General features: G+C 50.8%; 22 protein-coding genes. 10 read left to right on the plus strand and 12 right to left on the minus strand.

Annotated features, from left to right (window positions below; genetic code table 11):
* Positions 1 to 90 precede the first annotated feature (90 nt).
* From glgC to METMI_RS0101620, 4 genes are all read right to left on the minus strand, one after another.
* Positions 91 to 1338 carry a glucose-1-phosphate adenylyltransferase gene (gene glgC / locus METMI_RS0101605; protein WP_019864434.1) on the minus strand — a complete coding sequence of 416 codons (1248 nt, stop codon included), beginning with the start codon at positions 1336 to 1338 and terminating at the stop codon, positions 91 to 93.
* Between the two features lie 603 nt (positions 1339 to 1941).
* Positions 1942 to 3060: an ACR3 family arsenite efflux transporter gene (arsB, locus tag METMI_RS0101610; protein ID WP_019864436.1), complete on the minus strand. Its 1119-nt coding sequence runs from the start codon at positions 3058 to 3060 to the stop codon at positions 1942 to 1944.
* A gap of 19 nt (positions 3061 to 3079) precedes the next feature.
* Positions 3080 to 3556: an arsenate reductase ArsC gene (locus tag METMI_RS0101615; protein ID WP_029151428.1), complete on the minus strand. Its 477-nt coding sequence runs from the start codon at positions 3554 to 3556 to the stop codon at positions 3080 to 3082.
* 58 nt (positions 3557 to 3614) lie between these two features.
* Complete coding sequence (locus METMI_RS0101620; protein ID WP_019864438.1) at positions 3615 to 3971, minus strand: metalloregulator ArsR/SmtB family transcription factor; 357 nt, start codon at positions 3969 to 3971, stop codon at positions 3615 to 3617.
* A gap of 207 nt (positions 3972 to 4178) precedes the next feature.
* On the opposite strand from METMI_RS0101620, the gene modA reads away from it, so the two are divergent.
* From modA to METMI_RS0101645, 5 genes are all read left to right on the plus strand, one after another.
* Positions 4179 to 4949 (plus strand): molybdate ABC transporter substrate-binding protein, encoded by a 771-nt coding sequence (gene modA, locus METMI_RS0101625; protein WP_019864439.1) that lies wholly within the window; start codon positions 4179 to 4181, stop codon positions 4947 to 4949.
* Positions 4950 to 4964: 15 nt separating this feature from the next.
* Positions 4965 to 5768 carry a sulfite exporter TauE/SafE family protein gene (locus METMI_RS0101630; protein ID WP_019864440.1) on the plus strand — a complete coding sequence of 268 codons (804 nt, stop codon included), beginning with the start codon at positions 4965 to 4967 and terminating at the stop codon, positions 5766 to 5768.
* A 14-nt stretch (positions 5769 to 5782) separates the two neighbouring features.
* On the plus strand, positions 5783 to 6460 hold the full coding sequence (gene modB / locus METMI_RS0101635; protein WP_019864441.1) for a molybdate ABC transporter permease subunit: 678 nt from the start codon (positions 5783 to 5785) through the stop codon (positions 6458 to 6460).
* 4 nt (positions 6461 to 6464) lie between these two features.
* Entirely contained in the window at positions 6465 to 7535 is a 1071-nt protein-coding gene (gene modC / locus METMI_RS0101640) for a molybdenum ABC transporter ATP-binding protein (protein ID WP_019864442.1), read from the plus strand.
* 339 nt (positions 7536 to 7874) lie between these two features.
* Positions 7875 to 8675: a TOBE domain-containing protein gene (locus tag METMI_RS0101645; protein WP_029151429.1), complete on the plus strand. Its 801-nt coding sequence runs from the start codon at positions 7875 to 7877 to the stop codon at positions 8673 to 8675.
* 197 nt (positions 8676 to 8872) lie between these two features.
* Here METMI_RS0101645 and rmuC read toward each other — a convergent pair whose 3' ends face one another.
* Positions 8873 to 10330 (minus strand): DNA recombination protein RmuC, encoded by a 1458-nt coding sequence (gene rmuC / locus METMI_RS0101650; RefSeq protein WP_019864444.1) that lies wholly within the window; start codon positions 10328 to 10330, stop codon positions 8873 to 8875.
* Positions 10331 to 10540: 210 nt separating this feature from the next.
* Between rmuC and METMI_RS0101655 the strand changes: the two genes are divergently transcribed.
* Together METMI_RS0101655 and METMI_RS26670 are read left to right on the plus strand one after the other, a co-directional pair.
* A complete protein-coding gene (locus METMI_RS0101655) occupies positions 10541 to 10957 on the plus strand; it encodes a hypothetical protein (protein ID WP_019864446.1) in 417 nt (138 codons plus the stop codon).
* A 224-nt stretch (positions 10958 to 11181) separates the two neighbouring features.
* Entirely contained in the window at positions 11182 to 11319 is a 138-nt protein-coding gene (locus METMI_RS26670; RefSeq protein ID WP_156829745.1) for a hypothetical protein, read from the plus strand.
* 109 nt (positions 11320 to 11428) lie between these two features.
* Here the strand turns inward: METMI_RS26670 and cysG are convergent, their stop codons facing one another.
* Positions 11429 to 12817: a siroheme synthase CysG gene (gene cysG / locus METMI_RS0101660; protein WP_019864447.1), complete on the minus strand. Its 1389-nt coding sequence runs from the start codon at positions 12815 to 12817 to the stop codon at positions 11429 to 11431.
* Between the two features lie 77 nt (positions 12818 to 12894).
* Here cysG and METMI_RS0101665 point away from each other — a divergent pair, with 77 nt between their 5' ends.
* Positions 12895 to 13125 (plus strand): sulfurtransferase TusA family protein, encoded by a 231-nt coding sequence (locus METMI_RS0101665; RefSeq protein WP_019864448.1) that lies wholly within the window; start codon positions 12895 to 12897, stop codon positions 13123 to 13125.
* Positions 13126 to 13171: 46 nt separating this feature from the next.
* On the opposite strand, the gene METMI_RS0101670 is transcribed toward METMI_RS0101665, so the two are convergent.
* On the minus strand, positions 13172 to 13867 hold the full coding sequence (locus METMI_RS0101670; RefSeq protein WP_019864449.1) for a histidinol-phosphatase: 696 nt from the start codon (positions 13865 to 13867) through the stop codon (positions 13172 to 13174).
* Between the two features lie 226 nt (positions 13868 to 14093).
* On the opposite strand from METMI_RS0101670, the gene METMI_RS0101675 reads away from it, so the two are divergent.
* Positions 14094 to 14627, plus strand: coding sequence for an RNA pyrophosphohydrolase (locus tag METMI_RS0101675; RefSeq protein ID WP_040572855.1), 534 nt, complete (start codon positions 14094 to 14096; stop codon positions 14625 to 14627).
* A gap of 288 nt (positions 14628 to 14915) precedes the next feature.
* Positions 14916 to 15248: a GGDEF domain-containing protein gene (locus METMI_RS0101680; protein ID WP_029151430.1), complete on the plus strand. Its 333-nt coding sequence runs from the start codon at positions 14916 to 14918 to the stop codon at positions 15246 to 15248.
* A 141-nt stretch (positions 15249 to 15389) separates the two neighbouring features.
* Here METMI_RS0101680 and METMI_RS0101685 read toward each other — a convergent pair whose 3' ends face one another.
* The 5 genes from METMI_RS0101685 to METMI_RS0101705 are packed head-to-tail and all read right to left on the minus strand — an operon-like array spanning position 15390 to position 16940.
* Positions 15390 to 15713 carry a HepT-like ribonuclease domain-containing protein gene (locus tag METMI_RS0101685; protein ID WP_019864453.1) on the minus strand — a complete coding sequence of 108 codons (324 nt, stop codon included), beginning with the start codon at positions 15711 to 15713 and terminating at the stop codon, positions 15390 to 15392.
* Positions 15710 to 15994, minus strand: coding sequence for a nucleotidyltransferase family protein (locus METMI_RS0101690; RefSeq protein WP_019864454.1), 285 nt, complete (start codon positions 15992 to 15994; stop codon positions 15710 to 15712). The genes METMI_RS0101685 and METMI_RS0101690 overlap by 4 nt, the downstream gene beginning before the upstream one ends.
* 43 nt (positions 15995 to 16037) lie before the next feature.
* Positions 16038 to 16223 carry a hypothetical protein gene (locus METMI_RS0101695; protein WP_156829747.1) on the minus strand — a complete coding sequence of 62 codons (186 nt, stop codon included), beginning with the start codon at positions 16221 to 16223 and terminating at the stop codon, positions 16038 to 16040.
* A 44-nt stretch (positions 16224 to 16267) separates the two neighbouring features.
* Positions 16268 to 16645 carry a type II toxin-antitoxin system VapC family toxin gene (locus METMI_RS0101700; protein WP_019864456.1) on the minus strand — a complete coding sequence of 126 codons (378 nt, stop codon included), beginning with the start codon at positions 16643 to 16645 and terminating at the stop codon, positions 16268 to 16270.
* Complete coding sequence (locus tag METMI_RS0101705) at positions 16638 to 16940, minus strand: hypothetical protein (protein ID WP_019864457.1); 303 nt, start codon at positions 16938 to 16940, stop codon at positions 16638 to 16640. The genes METMI_RS0101700 and METMI_RS0101705 overlap by 8 nt, the downstream gene beginning before the upstream one ends.
* Between the last annotated feature and the right edge of the window lie 28 nt (positions 16941 to 16968).

Consider the following 16968-nt stretch of genomic DNA (forward strand, 5'->3'; position numbering starts at 1 on the left):
CGCTAATGCGCCCTACACGGGCTACCTGACTTTGCCAGATTGAGTGATTTGTTATAGGAGCAAAGCTTTGGCTATTGCTCCGCGATGACGTCACCCGCCACCCTGTTGGGGATCATTCAGGAAACGGTAATTTTTGGGTACGACGGTGATGCCGGATTCTGAAATGACGAAGCGGCTGGCATCGGCGGCGGGGTCACAGCCAATCCGTTCGCCAGGCGGGATCCGTACGTTTTTATCGACGATGCAACGCCTCAAATGCGCTCCCGCCCCGACATGTACCCCGTCAAACAAGATCGAATCTTCGACTACCGCCTGTTCATCCACTTGGACTTGGGAAAACAGGATTGAATGCCTGACGACTCCGCCCGAAACGACCGTCCCGTTGCTGAGCAAGGAATTGACAAGTTGCCCGTCGTATCCGAAAGCCCCAGAGACCATGCGGGCGGGCGGGTTTTGTTTGTGGTAGGTGCGGATGGGCCATTCCGGCTGGTACAAGTTCAATGGCGGGACGGGGGCGAGCAGATCCATGTTCGCCAGATAATACGCGTCGATGGTGCCGACATCGCGCCAGTAGCGGTCTTGGCTGACACGCCCGGATTCACCACCGAAGAGGTAAGCGTAAAGGCGCTGCTTACCGATGAGCCGTGGAATAATGTCCTTGCCGAAATCAAGGCCTGATGCGACATCGCTTGGATGGGCGGTTTCCAACTCACGGAAAAGCAAATCCATGTTAAAAATATAGACGCCCATTGAGGCCAGCGCATGGTGCGGGTCATCTGGCAAGGGCCGGGGATTTTTGGGCTTTTCGTGAAACTCGCCAATCCGTTGCGTATCATCCACTGACATGATGCCGAAAGCGCTGGCGTTGGCGAGCGGCACGGGCATGCACGCAATCGTCAGCTCCGCCCCCTGGTCGCGGTGGGATAGCAGCATGGCGGCATAATCCATACGGTAGATGTGGTCTCCCGACAGGATCAGCACATAGCTGGCCTTGCTGCGTTCAAGCATGTACAGGTTTTGGCGGATGGCGTCGGCTGTCCCGGAATACCAGGACTCACCCGTCCGCATTTGTGGCGGGACGGGCATGATGTATTCGGATATTTCCGGGTTGAAAATGCCCCACGCATCGTGCAGGTGCTTTTGCAGCGATTGCGACTTGTATTGGGTCAGCACCAGCACCCGCCGCAATCCGGAATGCAGGCAATTCGTCAATGTGAAGTCGATGATCCGGTAATTGCCACCGAACGGCACCGCGGGCTTGGCCCGGTCGGCGGTTAGCGGATGCAGCCGCCGACCCACGCCGCCTGCCAGGATTACGGTCAAGGTTTTATCTTTCATCCGTCACCTCATCAATCTGGTCGATAAGATCGGGGATAGCCACATCCAGTCGCCTTCCCCCGATGCCAATAACACAGGCTATTGTAAATTAGCCCTGAAAATTTATCAGCATACGGTGTCAATATTGGCCAATTATTAGGGATTTGGCAGAAAACCTAAAAACTGGCGGCTTTGGAAACATGCCAAGCTTGGTCACCACACAACGGCCCTAACGTTGCCACCTAAACCTGCGACAATCTGCCACGCGGCAATGTGTCACATTCCATTTCTGACAACTTATCCGTAAGATAACGCCAACTCTTGAGATGCATGCTCCTTCTTGGAACCTTAGAGTTTTATATCCTTCTCTTTAGCGGCTTACACAAGCCGCTTTTTTTTGCCTGTGGTTTTGGCGGGCTAATGCCGAGGGAAAGGCATGGCTCCTGCGACAATCCGCCACGCGGCAATGTGTCACATTCCTTTTGCCATAACTTGCCCGTAAGATAAGCACAACTCTTGAGATGCAAGCTCCTTCTTTGGAACCTTAGAGTTTTATATCCTTCCTCTTTAGCGGCTTATCCAAGCCGCTTTTTTTTGCCTGTGGTTTTGTAAGGGCCCCCAAAATCACTTTGCCGCCGCCTCGCCCGCAAAATATTTTTCCCGAAAATACAAGGACAATTTAACCAAACCAACCAACGCAGGCACTTCAACCAACGGGCCAATGACCGCCGCAAACGCCTCGCCGGAATCCAGACCAAAAACCGCCACCGCCACCGCTATCGCCAATTCAAAATTATTGCCCGCCGCCGTGAATGACAGCGTCGCACTGATACGGTAATTCGCCCCTGCCTTGTCGGACAGATAAAAAGTCAGCAAAAACATCACCGCAAAATAAATCACCAACGGGACGGCAATGCGCAGGACATCCATCGGCAATTGCACGATGTATTCGCCTTTCAACGAGAACATCACCAAGATGGTGAACAATAAGGCAATCAAGGTGATGGGGCTGATGCGCGGTATGAAGGTTTGTTCATACCAAACCCTACCTTTTAAACGCACCAAGACCAAACGGGTGGCCATGCCTGTGAAAAACGGGATGCCTAAATAAATCAAAACGCTTTGCGCCACGTCCGACATGGCCAGCTTGACTTCCAAGCCTTCGGCAATGCCCAACATATCCGGTAATACCGTGATAAAAACATAGGCGTACAAAGGGAACAGCAACACCTGAAAAATGGAATTGCAGGCCACCAAGCCCGCGCAATATTCGCTGTCGCCATCCGCCAATTCATTCCAGACCAACACCATCGCAATACATCGCGCCAAGCCGATGATAATCAAACCCACCATATAAGAGGGGTAATCGTGCAAGAAAACCACCGCCAGCGTGAACATCAACACCGGGCCTACCAGCCAATTTTGCAGCAAGGAAATGGACAGGACCTTAATGTTTTTGAATAATTGCGGCAGCTCTTCATAACGCACTTTCGCCAACGGCGGATACATCATCAGGATCAGGCCAACCGCAATTGGGACGGAAGTGGTGCCCGTTTGAAAATGCCCCAGCCATTGCGTCACATCAGGGACGAAATAGCCCAAACCCACGCCACCCGCCATGGCCAGAAAAATCCACACGGTCAGGAAGCGTTCGACAAAACCCAGGTGTTTTGGCGCGTCAACATCAACAGGCGCAGCATTGCTTGCATGCTTATCAATAGCAAGGGTGTTTTTCGTAACCATTAGTTTATCCAGCCTGAAGTTAATAAGACTGCCCAATGTAGTTGAGCTTGCCGCTCAACTCGGCACAGGACAATGTCTCCAATGGCAACGCCAACATGGCTTTGACGCGCCGTTCCAACGCCTCATAAGTCGCTTGGAATGCCGCCTGGACCTCGGCTTCCGTACCGCTGGCATGGGCCGGGTCGGGTAAGCCCCAATGCGCCCGTGTGGTGCTGTCAAGATACACGGGGCAAACTTCACCCGCCGCCTGGTCACAAACCGTGATGGCGATATCAATGCCGGCATCGGCAAATTCATCCCAAGATTGGCTGCTATAACCTTCAGTAGGTAGGCCATTACGCTGCAAGGTCGCCAGCGCGTTGGCATTGACTTTGCCGACCGGACGGCTGCCAGCCGAAAACGCCCGCAAACGGCCTTGGCCCAAATGGTTGATCAAGGCCTCGCCCAAAACGCTACGGCAAGAATTGCCAGTACACAAAATTAATACGTTTAACATGATGACCGCCTCTATATTTAAATATTCGAATTTCCATATATTATAGGGCGAAAAACAATCAGCCACAACAGCCCATGGCTTCCTCCCGACGGTTCGCCATGGCCTGCAAACGTTGTTGGTCTTCCTGTTGTTTAGGATGGCTGGAAAATTGCCCGGCGGTGATGTCCAAAATATCCGACACCCACGTAGGCAAATCAGGATTGATCTGGTAATACACCCATTGCCCTTCCCGGCTATCCAGCAGGATATTGTCTTGCCTTAACAAGGCCAGATGGCGGGAAATTTTCGGTTGCAACATATCCAGCGCCTGTGTCAGTTCGCAAACACACAACCTGCCTTCCTTATGCAGCAACACCAGGCAACGCAGGCGGGTTTCATCGGCAAGGCATTTGAACAATTTAATCGGGGTCAGCATGGGGGTATCAAGAAAAGCAAATTGCCAAATGGCTTATTATATCTTCGTGGCTTAAAGCCCGAGGGTAATTTTGCACGCACTGGAGATTCAAATTTCCTGGCAATTCATTATGTACTATTGTATATTTCGAAACGAATCACCTTAGGCCGCATACGACCGTATGACGCCTCCATGCGTACTTTTATTCCATAAATGCCAGGAGCCCCGATGAACCGTCTCAAACTAGTCCTAGTTGTTTGTTTCTGCCTGTTTTCCCTGTCCGCACATTCCGAAAAAATCACTGTCGCTGCCGCTTCTGACCTCAAATTTGCCATGGATGAGATCATCACCGCTTTCAAGAAGGCCCATACTGGCGACGAGGTAGATGTGGTTTTCGGCTCTTCCGGTAATTTCCATACCCAAATCCAGCAGGGGGCCCCTTACGACCTTTTCTTTTCCGCCGACATCAACTTTCCCCGTGAATTAGTCAAGGGCGGCTTTGCGGCTTCCGAGGTAAAACCCTACGCCGTTGGCCGTATCGTTTTGTGGAGCGCTAGCCTTGATGCGACGAAGATGACATTGGCCAGCCTCACCGCCCCGAACATCACCCGCATCGCCATCGCCAACCCGAAACATGCGCCCTACGGCAAACGGGCGGAAGAAGCGTTGCGTGCTTCCGGCCTGTGGGAGAAGGTGCAAGCTAAGCTGGTCTATGGCGAAAATATCGTCCAAACCGCCCAGTTTGTGCAAACCGGCAATGCCCAAGTCGGCATCATCGCGCTGTCGTTGGCTGGCAGCCCTGAATTGGCCCCCAAAGGTGGCTACTGGCTGATACCCGACAATCTCCATAAGCCCTTGGAACAGGGCTTTATCATCACCAAGCATGGGGAAAACAACAGCCTTGCCAAGCATTTTGCTGACTACATGGACAGCAGTCCTGCACGCATTGTGATGGCAAAATATGGCTTCGTGTTGCCTGGAGAAGTTTCCAAAAAATAACACTAGGGAGCAGCCATGAGCTTACACCACCGTAGTATCCAAAGCTTCATAACTGGATCGCTGATTGGTGCGTTGGCCGGCTTAATTGGTTTGGGAGGGGCAGAATTCCGTTTGCCCGTTTTGGTAGGGATGTTCAAACTCCCTACCTTGGAAGCCATTATCTTAAACAAAGCCATGAGCTTGGTGGTAGTCACCGCAGCGCTAATTTTTCGGACTAAGCAAATCCCATTTGACCAACAGCTGGCACATTACGGTATCACCTTGAATTTACTTGCGGGCAGCCTTATCGGTGCATGGTGGGCTGCTGGTCACGCTATGACGATGTCGCGGGTTTGGCTCAACCGTATCATCATGGTCTTGTTGGCAGGGTTGTCGCTAGTCATGCTATCAGAAGCTTGGTTTGATTTACATGATGGGGTTACCGCACTTTTTGATGCCGGCCCGCTACGGCTGGCAGCCGGATTGGTTGCTGGTTTCGGTATTGGCGTGGTGGCGGCATTGTTAGGTGTCGCGGGTGGGGAATTATTGATCCCAACTATAATGCTGCTCTACGGATTGGACATCAAACTAGCTGGCAGCCTATCTTTGACGGTAAGCTTGCCCACCATGTTGGTCGGTTTCGCCCGCTATACTCGTTCGGATGCCTTCGCCATACTGCGGCATGAACAGACACTGTTTCGCTGGATGGTGCTGGGATCTATTTTAGGGGCGGCCTTAGGCGGCTTACTTTTAGGATTAATGCCAACGGGCCTGCTGATGACCTTGCTCGGTTTCGTCTTGCTCATTTCCTCCATAAAGACTTTCCAACATGCACATTAAAGAAACCAATATTTATGGCGTTAACTGACGGCGACCTTCAGGCCATCTGGCTGACTGTCCGGCTGGCGGGTATTGTCACCGTGATCCTGTTACTGGTGGGCACGCCTATCGCTTGGTGGCTGGCCCGCACAAAAGCATGGTGGAAAGGCCCGGTTGGCGCGGTGGTGGCTTTGCCATTGGTATTGCCGCCTTCCGTGCTCGGTTTCTACCTGCTGCTTGCGATGGGCCCTGACGGCCCCGTCGGGCACCTCACCCAAACCCTGGGCATCGGCTTGCTACCCTTCACTTTTTGGGGCCTAGTCACCGCATCCGTGTTTTACTCCTTGCCTTTCATGGTGCAGCCCTTACAGACGGCTTTCGAAGCCATCGGCGACCGCCCGCTGGAAGTTGCCGCAACCTTGCGGGCTTCGCCGTTGGATGCTTTTTTCACGGTTGCCGTGCCGTTGGCCTTACCCGGCTTTTTGACCGCCAGCATCCTGACTTTTGCCCATACCGTCGGGGAGTTTGGTGTCGTGCTGATGATCGGCGGCAACTTACCGGGCGAAACGCGGGTCGCCTCGGTGCAGATTTATGACCATGTGGAGGCCTTAGAATACGCCCAAGCCCACCAATTGGCGGCCATGATGTTGGTTTTTTCCTTTTTGGTGCTGCTGGGGCTTTACGCTTGGCGGCCTAATCCCAAAAAAGGCTAGAGGCATGGCGAATATTCAGGCGCGTTTTCAACTTGACTGGCCAGGCTTCACGCTAGACATTGACTTGGCCTTGCCAGGGCGTGGCGTGACCGCCCTGTTCGGGCCTTCGGGTTCAGGTAAAACCACCTTATTGCGTTGCGTCGCCGGGTTGGAACGCGCGCCCCAAGGCTTTCTTTCCGTCAATGGTGAAATCTGGCAAAAAGACAATTATTGGTTGCCCACCCACCAGCGGCCTTTGGGCTATGTGTTTCAGGAAGCCAGTTTGTTCCCGCACCTGAGCGTCATGGGAAATTTGTGCTATGGCATGAAGCGCAGTGCCAATGTCCAGGCGTCGGCCCTGGATAAGCCCATTGAATTGTTGGGCATCGGGCATCTGCTGGACCGTAAGCCAGACCGCCTTTCTGGCGGGGAACGGCAACGTGTCGGCATTGCGCGGGCACTGGCCGTCAATCCGCGCATTTTATTGATGGACGAACCACTGGCTGCGTTGGACATCAAGCGCAAGCAAGAAATTTTGCCTTATCTGGAACACTTGCACGATGCGCTGGATATCCCTATCCTGTACGTCAGCCATTCCCCTGACGAAGTGGCACGGTTGGCGGATCATCTTGTCGTCCTGGAAGGCGGGCGGATGCTAGCCAACGGCCCTTTGGCCGAAACCTTGGCACGGCTTGACCTGCCTATCCGCTTGGGGGAAGATGTCGGGACAGTCCTGGATGCCAAGGTCGGGGCCATTGACAGCGATTGGCACTTGGCCAGGGTGGACTTCCTTGGCGGAAGCCTGTGGGCACGGGAACACGGTATCCCTATCGGCCGCCATGTGAGGGTCAGGGTGCTTGCCAGGGATGTCAGTTTAGCCCAACAGGCTCCCGGACAGAGCAGCATCCAAAACGTGCTGCGCGGGCGGGTCGATGCCATCGGCAATGACGGCCATCCGGGGCTGGCGCTGGTCCGCGTCCGGGTTGGGGATTCAATGTTGCTGGCGCGGCTGACAAAACGGGCGGTGGCCGAACTCGGCATAACCTTGGGGCAGGAACTTTGGGTCCAGGTAAAATCGGTGGCGTTAATGGAATAACCGGAGCGGGACGGAGTTCCAAACCCAATGCCATTAAGTTAATCCGTTCGTGCTGAGCCTTGTCGAAGCATGAACGGTTTAACTTAGGCGTGTCGGATTTTTCCATTCTTCCTTCGACAAGGCTCTCCTGAGGTATCAAAGGGCTCAGGATGAACGGAAAAGTCCTTAACTTAACGGCAGTGGTTCCCAAAACCCCGTCCTGCCCTGGTGAAACCCCATTCCGGCCCATGGACTTTCTATCCCCTGCAGGTTATTTTTTGTGAGTTACCCAACGTCCCTACAACCTTTCCATTTGGAACCATTACCTTGCCAAACGCCATCAACACAGCCGAAAAACCCATGACACAAAATAACACCCCCGCCCTGCTCAGCGGCCATATTAAATTATTGGGCGGCATGGGCGAACGCTTATTTGGTTTGCTGGAGGCTATCGAACAAACCGGCTCCATCAACCAAGCGGCAAAAACCGTGGGCTTGACCTACAAAGGCGCGTGGGAAATGATCGAGCGTGCCAATAACCTGTCGCCCAACATTTTGGTGGCTACGGCCGTTGGCGGCAAACAAGGCGGCGGCACACGGCTGACCTTGGCGGGCAAGGCCTTTTTGGCCTTGTTCAAACAACTGCAAACCGAGCATGACTTATTTTTACAACAGCTCAACCAACGCCTGAACACCCATCAGGACATTATTTTTTTATTGAAGAGGTTAATTATGAAAGCCAGCGCACGTAACCAATTTTTCGGCAAAATCACCGATGTCAGCATCGGCCCTGTCAATGCCACCGTTGTTATCGGCCTGAAAGGCGGCGACACCATCGTCGCCTCACTGACCAAAGAATCGGTGGAAACCCTAGGGATTAAAGCAGGCGTTGACGCCATTGCCTTAATCAAAGTGTCGCAAGTGATCGTCGTCACCGATTTTGGCGGTTACCGCCTATCCGCCCGTAACCAGCTCAAAGGCATTGTGGCCCGCATCCAAAAAGGCTCGGTCAATTCCGAAGTGGTGATTGGCTTACAAGGCGGCAACTTTATCGCCGCGACCATCACCAACGAAAGCGTTGACAATTTGGGCTTGGTAGAAGGTAGCGAGGCCACGGCGGTGTTTAAGGCGGGGGCGGTGTTGTTGGGGGTGGCTTCTTAAAACCTCTTCCATGAAGAACACGGAAGTTCGTAGGGCGCATTAGTTGGGTGGGCAATGCTTTTCTGCCCACACAGTTGTGTGACCATACTTTTTGCGTGACAAACGGTGGGCAAAACTGCGTGCCCACCCTACCCTATGAAATACGGCTTACGAATTTTTCACTTCAAGCCTTGCCAATCATGGGCAACGAAAAGCGATCAATCCTCATCCAAAATACCAGACCGTTTCAAGCCCAAATCCCCCTCCAATTCCAACACCTCAACCCCACGCAGTTTCCTCTCCATCGCCTTGGTGCGCGTAGTCTGCAACGTTTCCAGCGTGTTCGACGCGGAGTTGATGTATTTATGCACCGCCGCCAGTTGTTCGGAATATTTCACAAATTCCGTCTTCACTTCCGCCAATACTTTCCATACTTCGCTGCTGCGTTTTTGCACGGCCAAAGTCCTAAAGCCCATGTTCAAACTGTTCAGCAAAGCCGACAAGGTCGTAGGGCCCGTGATGGTGATGCGGTAAGTGCGCTGCAAACGCTCAAACAATTCGGGATGGCGCAGGATTTCGCCGTACAGGCTTTCAACCGGCAGGAACATGATCGCAAAATCGGTGGTGTGCGGCGGGTCTATGTATTTGCTGCTGATGTCTTTGGCGAAACCTTCCACCGCTTTTAGCAAGGCTTTTTGCGCGGCATCAATGGCGGCGATGTTGCCTTCCTCCCACGCACCCAGCAAAGCCTGGTAACTGTCCAACGGAAACTTGGAATCTATCGGTAACCACACGGTTTTCTCATCGGATTTGCCCGGCAATTTCACCGCGAATTCGACATGGTCACGGCTGCCATGCTTGATGGCGACGTTGATGGCGTATTGGTCGGGCGCGAGGATTTGTTCGAGGATATTGCCCAGTTGGTATTCGCCCAAAATCCCCCGCGCCTTGACATTGGAGAGGACTTTTTTCAAATCACCCACGCCTATCGCCAGATTTTGCATATCGCCCAAACCCTTATGGACTTGCTCCAAACGGTCGCTGACTTGCTTGAACGATTCGCCCAAACGTTTTTCCAACGTGTCGTGCAATTTCTCGTCAACGGTCTTACGCATTTCGTTGAGTTGCGACGCATTGTCTTCGCGTATCGCTTTGAGTTGGTTGTCTATCGTTTGCTGTATGTCCATCATGCTGTTTTTGGCTTGCAGATTGGCTTCGGCCTGTTGCTTGTTCAGGTCGCTAAATTGCAGGCGCAATTGTCCGGTTAAATCTTTGATGCCCTCCAAAAATTTTCCCTCGAATGATTTAAGGCCCGCGTTCAACTCTTGCCGATTGGTCTGCGCATCAGTTTTTATCATTGCGGCAAACACATCCAGTTGTTGGATTTGTAGCGCGTTATTTTCCGTGATGCGCTTTAGCAGGGTGTCTTGCTGGTTTTTAAAAATTTCTTGGAGTTCACGGCGGTTTTCTGAGCTGGTTTCACGCAACTCCCTTCTGGATTCGGCAAAACCTTGGTTAATGCTGGTTGCGCTGCTTTGCAGCAAACGGGTGAATTCTTGGAATATGTCGTCGGATTGGTTTTTTAGCAGTTTGTTGACTCGGCTTAGCAACAGCAACAATAAAATGGATATGGCTAGCAATAATGCAATGGCGGAGAGTTGTATAGGGTCTGTCATGGGGGAAATCGATTTCTAATGGGATTCGAATACCGCACAGCATAGCCCAAAAGCCGGGCGAGCGGTCATTTGGCTGGCTATACGGCAAAATAGCTTTATAAAAAAATCAAACAGAAATATTCGGCCACATTTTTTGCTTTGCGCTTACCGATCTAATCCAATAACGGTTAAGATTAGAAGCTTTACCACCTAACTGATAAAGGCTAAAAAATGAGTTATAAATCCCGTTTAATAAAAATGGCAATAAAGTTGACCCCCAATAAGATGGTTGTATGGGTGGCAAATATAGTGCTGAAAGGCGTCGCCGAGCTAACCGATTTTAATTTTGACATCGACACCCGCAAAGTCTATGTGCAAACCCTGCTTTGCGGCGAATCAGAACCGATTGAGGTTTGGGTTGATGGCTTCGCCATCGAAAACGATGGCGGTTCGTATACATTCATCATTCAACAAGCCCAATCCAATAAGCTTTGGCTGGGTAATTTGTTGTCCCGTGTCGTCGGAAAATCCTGGAAAATCCCCGTGATCCCCCAACTGGCACCGCATATTGGGCTTATCGCCGAGGTGTTCAAAGCCGACAGCCCAGAACAAGAGCAGGAGCAGGAGCAGGAGCAAGAGAATAATTGACCGTAGTTGTCCTGCTTAACCAGTCGCCTTGATCCCAACTGGACACAAAATCCATAAGCTACGCAACCCCCGTTCCATAACATTTTCAGTATCTATCGCTATTTTGGAATGTTAAGGACGGGGGTTTCAAACCCAATGCCGTTAAGTTAAGAGATAAAATAGTAAAATCACTATGTTGTGAAATTATGTTGGGTTACGACTGCATGGATGCAGGAGGTAGAGTAATGCAGGAGCAATTACCGAGCGATAGCGTAACCCAACAATTGCTGTTCGGATGCTGTCGGGTTACGCTACCGCTACCAACAGCAGGCGCATTAGGCGACCCGACCTACCTGAAAAATGTCCATATAAATAGCTTGTAATCAACTGATTATTTAAATATTTTCCATAACTTAACGGCATTGCTTTCAACCCCCGCCCTGCTACTGGTAACCAACTGAAATCCTGGTCAACCTGCGTTGCCCTGCCCTGCTATGCATCATTACGGAACCAACTCAGCTTGTTATGCAAACTCACCACAGTGCCAATGATAATCAGCGTGGGGGGGGAGATTTTCTCATGGGCCATGCGTGCGGGCATGGTCGCCAGGGTTCCGGTAAACACGCGTTGGGTGCGGGTGGTGCCCTGTTGCACCAAGGCTATCGGCAAATCAGGGGGGCTGCCATGGCTGATCATCGACTGGCAAATTTTTTCCAAGCCCATAGACCCCATGTAAACAACGATGGTCTGGTTCGGCGCGGCAAGCTGTGTCCAGTTTAGGTTGATGGTATTGTCTTTTAAATGCCCGGTGACGAAAGTGCAAGACTGGGCATGGTCGCGGTGGGTCAGCGGGATCCCCGCGTAAGAAGCGCATCCCGATGCGGCGGTAATGCCCGGGACCACTTGGAAAGCGATGCCTTCCTGCATCAGGGTTTCGATTTCCTCACCGCCACGCCCAAAAATAAACGGGTCGCCGCCTTTTAAGCGCACCACGCGCTTGCCGGCCTTAGCCAGATCCGCCAACAGGCGGTTGATGGAATCTTGCGGCAGACTGTGGTTTTGGCGTTGTTTGCCAACGTAGATTTTCTCCGAATCACGCCGTGCCAAATCTAAAATTTCCGGTGACACCAAATGGTCGTAAACAATGGCATCGGCTTGCTGCATCAGGCGCAAGGCACGGAAAGTCAATAAATCCGGCGCCCCAGGGCCCGCGCCAATCAGGTACACTTCACCGGCGGTAGGCGCGTTTTCATGCGCATCCAGCGTTTCCAGCAATTGTTGTTCGGCTTGTTGCCCGTTACCCGCATAGATTTGTTCGGCAACCGCACCTTGAAAGATGTTTTCCCAGAAAATCCGCCGCTGTTCGGGGGCATGGATGCGTTGTTTGACCACATCCCGAAATTTTTCCGCCAATTGCGCCAATCGTCCGTAAGCGGGCGGGATCACGCTTTCTATTTTCGCCCTCAGCAAACGCGCCAGCACCGGAGCCGCACCGCCCGACGAAAAGGCGACCACTATGGGCGAGCGGTCGATAATGGCAGGCAAGATAAAACTGCACAGGGCGGGATTATCAACGACATTGACGAAAATATGGTGGGCGTTGGCCGCGGCGGCAACGGCTTGGTTGGTTTCGGCGTTATCGGTTGCGGAAATGACCAGCATAAAGCCTAGGACATCGTCCGCTGCGAAGACTTTTTCGATGGCTATCAATTTTTTGTCCAACCCCAGTTGCGTAATGGCCGGACTGACCTCGCGGGAGATGACGGTGACCTTCGCACCTGCGCGTAACAACAAGTCAATTTTACGTGCGGCAATATTGCCGGCTCCGATGACTAGGCAAGGACGGTCATGAAGGTTGGCGAAAAGCGGGAAATAATCCATTGTCTGGGATGTGTCGATTGAATTGGGGGTGTTATTATAAGCACCCTCAATAGGGTTTAGAAAACTTAAAAACAGAAATGATTGAATGTAGCGTAGAAGTTGATGCCAGTGGCTTGATGTGCCCCTTGCCTTTATTGCGTTTGAAAAAGGCTTTGAATAACATGGCAAGCGGTGAAATTGTCAAAGTGATCGCCACCGATCCGGCGGCGCATCTGGATTTTGGCGTGTATGTCGATCAGGCCGGGCATGTGCTGATTGAAGTGGTGCGCCACGATAATAGCCAAATTTTTTATGTCAGAAAAAAGTGACCAGGAGGCCTTCCAGATTCTTTGGGTCTGGAAGGCCTTTTCCACGCTACTTTTGCCAATGCACGAAATGGTGTAGCGGACACTGTTCATCCCTTAAGCTAATCACAGGCCAATCCGCGGTTTGCGCGGACACCGCCAGTTTCTCATCGGGATCCACGGCCACAGGATGCTCAACCCGTTGCAATAAGGGCAAGTCATTATGCGAATCGCTGTAAAACCAGCTGCCTTGCAACGTTTCACCTGACTCTTTTAACCAAGCCTCCAGATGGGTGATTTTGCCTGCCTGGAAACACGGCACACCAGTAAATTTCCCGGTATATCTGCCATCCACCATTTCCGGAGTCGTCGCCAGTAGGTTGCTGATACCATACAACTTAACTATCGGTTCGGTGACGAAACGGTTAGTGGCGGTGATCACCAGCAAGGTATCACCACGGGCTTTATGCCTGTTAACCAGACGTTGTGCGGGCTTTAGCAGTATCGGCGTGATGATCTCGCGGATAAACTGCTCGCGCCATTGATAAAGTTGCGCGGGGTCATGTTCCGCCAGAGGTTTTAGGGAAAAGCCCAAAAACTCGACGATATCCAGCGTGCCTTGCTTATATTGTTCATAAAACCGCGCATTGGCTGCTTCATACTGGCCTTTATCGACCACACCATGGTCAACCAAAAACTGCCCCCATAAATAATCGCTATCATCGCCTATCAAGGTGTTGTCTAAATCAAAAATCGCTAAACTCATAGTTATCCTGTTAAAAATAAGGCCATCACCTGCTGATGGGCCTGGAATCTACTGTCTATGGGAAAACCCTTAGAACGTATGAAATGTACCATCAAAAGGGTGGCACACTATAGCTTCTGCACTTTTTTTATGGAACAATGGCTTAATTACAAACTACCTTGCCCGCCCGCACACCCTCACAGGCCAATGACGATAACGGCAAGGTAAAAAAATGACAGGTTTTAACATGATAGACTCTAAAGGATACCGGCCCAATGTCGGGATCATCCTTTGCAATGACGAGGGTCGCGTGTTTTGGGCAAAACGGATGGGCGTGGACGCATGGCAGTTCCCGCAAGGCGGAATCAATGAAAATGAAGACCCAGAAAATGCGATGTATCGGGAATTGTGGGAAGAAACCGGGCTACAAAAACAACACGTACAAATTTTAGGACGCACCCGTTACTGGTTACGGTACCAGCTACCCGAACGCTATATCCGTAAGAATTCGCTACCGTTATGTATCGGCCAAAAGCAAATATGGTATATGCTGCGTTTGCTGGCCACCGATGCCAATGTGCGCTTTGACCACAGCCCTAAACCGGAATTTGACAGCTGGCGTTGGGTGGACTATTGGGAACCGCTCAACGATGTCGTCTACTTCAAACGAAAAGTGTACCAAAAAGCGATGACCGAACTGGGTGTCATCCTGACCACCCAAGGCATTCCGGTTAACGCGTCCGGGTATTTGTCCAAACAAAACAACAACGCTAAAGCATAAGTGGGGTCACTCCGCGCCTAATGTCCCCGTGACCCCATGCCGGAATCCCCTTAAAAATATTAAATCCCCCTGGCCTAGCCGGGGGATAGGCCAATCCCTCCGAACCACCCAGGTTATTTTTCATATCCCTTCCTAACCGTCAGCGTAATTAGCGATTAGGCTATAGCAAATAGGCATTATAATCTTTGCACCCGCCCTATCTCCGGACAGCAGAAGCCATGCAAATGGACAGTTGCTGCAAAAAACCAGCCACTTACCGATAAACGTTGAAGCCATCATATCGCCCTTATCCTGAAAGCAGGTACCAGGTGCGCCACCGACTTGGTCGCCCGCTTCGGCGGCGAAGAGTTCGCGATCGTTTTGCCCAACACCGATGCTGCCGGGGCCGAAATGGTGGTCCAAAAAATCCAAACCCGCTTGCAAAAACTACGTATCCCCCATACAAGCTCCAGCACACCTGGTTATGTGACCGTCAGCATGGGTGTCACCACCCAAATCCCCGAAACAGGAAGTTCAACGGACAGTTTGTTGCAGCTCGCCGACCAATTGCTGTATCAGGCTAAGCAGCAAGGGCGGAATACTTATAGGATTAAGGTCTTGGACGAAACTCCAAAACCTTAGAAACATCCTTTGGTCCGTAGCATTATTTCACAAGAGGTGGATTATCTTGGCAGACGCGGTCTTGAAGTACTCGCAATGCTTTCTAACCACCATTCGCAATAGGCAACATGAAGATTTGAAATGCCACGTTGGATTTTAGATTTAGAGTAGTTTTTCAAGGTTTTCCCTCAATAGCGGCAGCCGATTTTCAATAACAATCCAAATCTGCGGCAAGTCCAAACCTAAGTAGTTGTGAACCAAGATATTTCTGAATCCTGAAATAGCTTTCCAATTAATTTCAGGATGTTCTGCTTTTAGCTCATCGGACAATTTTTGCGTAGATTCTGAAAGTGTTTGTAAATTTCTAATGACCGCATCTTGCACCATAGTCGAGTTCATGAACACAAATGAGTCGTTCTGCGTGTATTCGTCGATCCGGTCAATGCAGTCAATGATATGTTCAATATAAATGCGGTCATTTTTCATAATGGCTGCGCTTCTTTCAAAATTTGGGAAGAAATACCCGGATGTAGTGCATTTTGGGTGACTAAATCCACTTTTCGTTGCAGTAAGGCTTGTAGATCCATTAGCAACTCACCCAAATCAAACAAGTCGCGGCCTTGTTCAAGTTCTACCAAAAAGTCCACATCGCTATTGTCGGTGACATCCCCCCGTACCATTGAACCAAACAAGCTAATGGATTTAACGCCATGCTGTTTGGCTAGGCCTAAAATTGCGGTTTTGTTGCGGCTGATGAGCGGGTTCATATTGATACCTCGATTATCTCTTTAGCGATTGATACGGTCAGCTTTACTTCATATTTTGTCCCGCAGTTTCGGCAAGTGACGGGGAATGTCGGTTTATATCCAGCAGGACGTTTGCGGGCGCATTTTCCAGTGTGTATTCGTTCAACAAACAATCGCCGCCTTTGCTTTGGAATTCATTCAATTCGCCACATTTTGGGCAAGGCACATAAACAGAGTCGAACATTCCCATAAAATACACCCATTAAAGTCATCCAATAAATTGATGGCATCTTATCAAGCACATAAAACCAACTCAGGAATAAACCGAAAATCTTTTTGGTTTATCGTGAGTAGCTCAAGCCCATAAACTAAAGCGGTCGAGGCAATCAAAGCATCGGCTAAACGTAACCCATGCGAGAGCGAGTATTGTTTTATTAATTGCCGCGCAACGTTGAAAACTTCCGGGGGCATTTCTAGGTGGTGGAACATCGCCACTATTTTTTCCAGTTTTTGCATTTCTACTTTATTACGTGCGCCTTGGAGCAATTCTAATTCAATGACGGGATTGATGAATAGCTGGATGTTCTGGCTATGCAAATCCACAAGTTGCCGACTGCGCCCGTTGACAAAGTCAATCAAAATGCAGGTATCACATAGCACCTGTTTAGTCATGGCGTTGCCAAGCTTGTTGCCTTAGCTGTTTGGCAAAATTAAGGCTATCGTCAATATCTGCAAAAACTAGATCAGCATTATTTTCTGGTGACTGGAATTTCTCACTCGGGGCTTGTGAATGCTGGAATGGGTCGAGTTTCTGGATGCTTAATGTTTCTGGTTGCTCGGTTTCATTGACATAACGGGATAGGATGCTAAGGACAAACTCCGGCAAGTTTTGCTGCTGTTGTTTTGCCAAGCGCAACAAGGCTTGTTCAAGTTGTGGATCGTGCAAGGTCAGATGAATATCTTGCATGTCAGGTATCTCCAAAAATCCAAGGCAT

Origin of the sequence: Methylovulum miyakonense HT12 (assembly GCF_000384075.1) — a bacterium.
GTDB lineage: Bacteria > Pseudomonadota > Gammaproteobacteria > Methylococcales > Methylomonadaceae > Methylovulum > Methylovulum miyakonense.

Coding starts and splice junctions, on each gene's coding strand:
- modA (WP_019864439.1), top strand. CDS start 4,179: ATGAACCGTCTCAAACTAGTCCTAGTTGTTTGTTTCTGCCTGTTTTCC.
- METMI_RS0101700 (WP_019864456.1), bottom strand. CDS start 16,645: ATGACTAAACAGGTGCTATGTGATACCTGCATTTTGATTGACTTTGTC.
- rmuC (WP_019864444.1), bottom strand. CDS start 10,330: ATGACAGACCCTATACAACTCTCCGCCATTGCATTATTGCTAGCCATA.
- METMI_RS0101675 (WP_040572855.1), top strand. CDS start 14,094: ATGATAGACTCTAAAGGATACCGGCCCAATGTCGGGATCATCCTTTGC.
- METMI_RS0101630 (WP_019864440.1), top strand. CDS start 4,965: ATGAGCTTACACCACCGTAGTATCCAAAGCTTCATAACTGGATCGCTG.
- METMI_RS0101705 (WP_019864457.1), bottom strand. CDS start 16,940: ATGCAAGATATTCATCTGACCTTGCACGATCCACAACTTGAACAAGCC.
- METMI_RS0101695 (WP_156829747.1), bottom strand. CDS start 16,223: ATGGGAATGTTCGACTCTGTTTATGTGCCTTGCCCAAAATGTGGCGAA.
- METMI_RS0101670 (WP_019864449.1), bottom strand. CDS start 13,867: ATGAGTTTAGCGATTTTTGATTTAGACAACACCTTGATAGGCGATGAT.
- METMI_RS0101645 (WP_029151429.1), top strand. CDS start 7,875: ATGACACAAAATAACACCCCCGCCCTGCTCAGCGGCCATATTAAATTA.
- METMI_RS0101655 (WP_019864446.1), top strand. CDS start 10,541: ATGAGTTATAAATCCCGTTTAATAAAAATGGCAATAAAGTTGACCCCC.
- METMI_RS0101690 (WP_019864454.1), bottom strand. CDS start 15,994: ATGAACCCGCTCATCAGCCGCAACAAAACCGCAATTTTAGGCCTAGCC.
- modB (WP_019864441.1), top strand. CDS start 5,783: ATGGCGTTAACTGACGGCGACCTTCAGGCCATCTGGCTGACTGTCCGG.
- METMI_RS0101620 (WP_019864438.1), bottom strand. CDS start 3,971: ATGCTGACCCCGATTAAATTGTTCAAATGCCTTGCCGATGAAACCCGC.
- METMI_RS0101685 (WP_019864453.1), bottom strand. CDS start 15,713: ATGAAAAATGACCGCATTTATATTGAACATATCATTGACTGCATTGAC.
- glgC (WP_019864434.1), bottom strand. CDS start 1,338: ATGAAAGATAAAACCTTGACCGTAATCCTGGCAGGCGGCGTGGGTCGG.
- METMI_RS0101665 (WP_019864448.1), top strand. CDS start 12,895: ATGATTGAATGTAGCGTAGAAGTTGATGCCAGTGGCTTGATGTGCCCC.
- METMI_RS0101615 (WP_029151428.1), bottom strand. CDS start 3,556: ATGTTAAACGTATTAATTTTGTGTACTGGCAATTCTTGCCGTAGCGTT.
- modC (WP_019864442.1), top strand. CDS start 6,465: ATGGCGAATATTCAGGCGCGTTTTCAACTTGACTGGCCAGGCTTCACG.
- arsB (WP_019864436.1), bottom strand. CDS start 3,060: ATGGTTACGAAAAACACCCTTGCTATTGATAAGCATGCAAGCAATGCT.
- METMI_RS26670 (WP_156829745.1), top strand. CDS start 11,182: ATGCAGGAGCAATTACCGAGCGATAGCGTAACCCAACAATTGCTGTTC.
- cysG (WP_019864447.1), bottom strand. CDS start 12,817: ATGGATTATTTCCCGCTTTTCGCCAACCTTCATGACCGTCCTTGCCTA.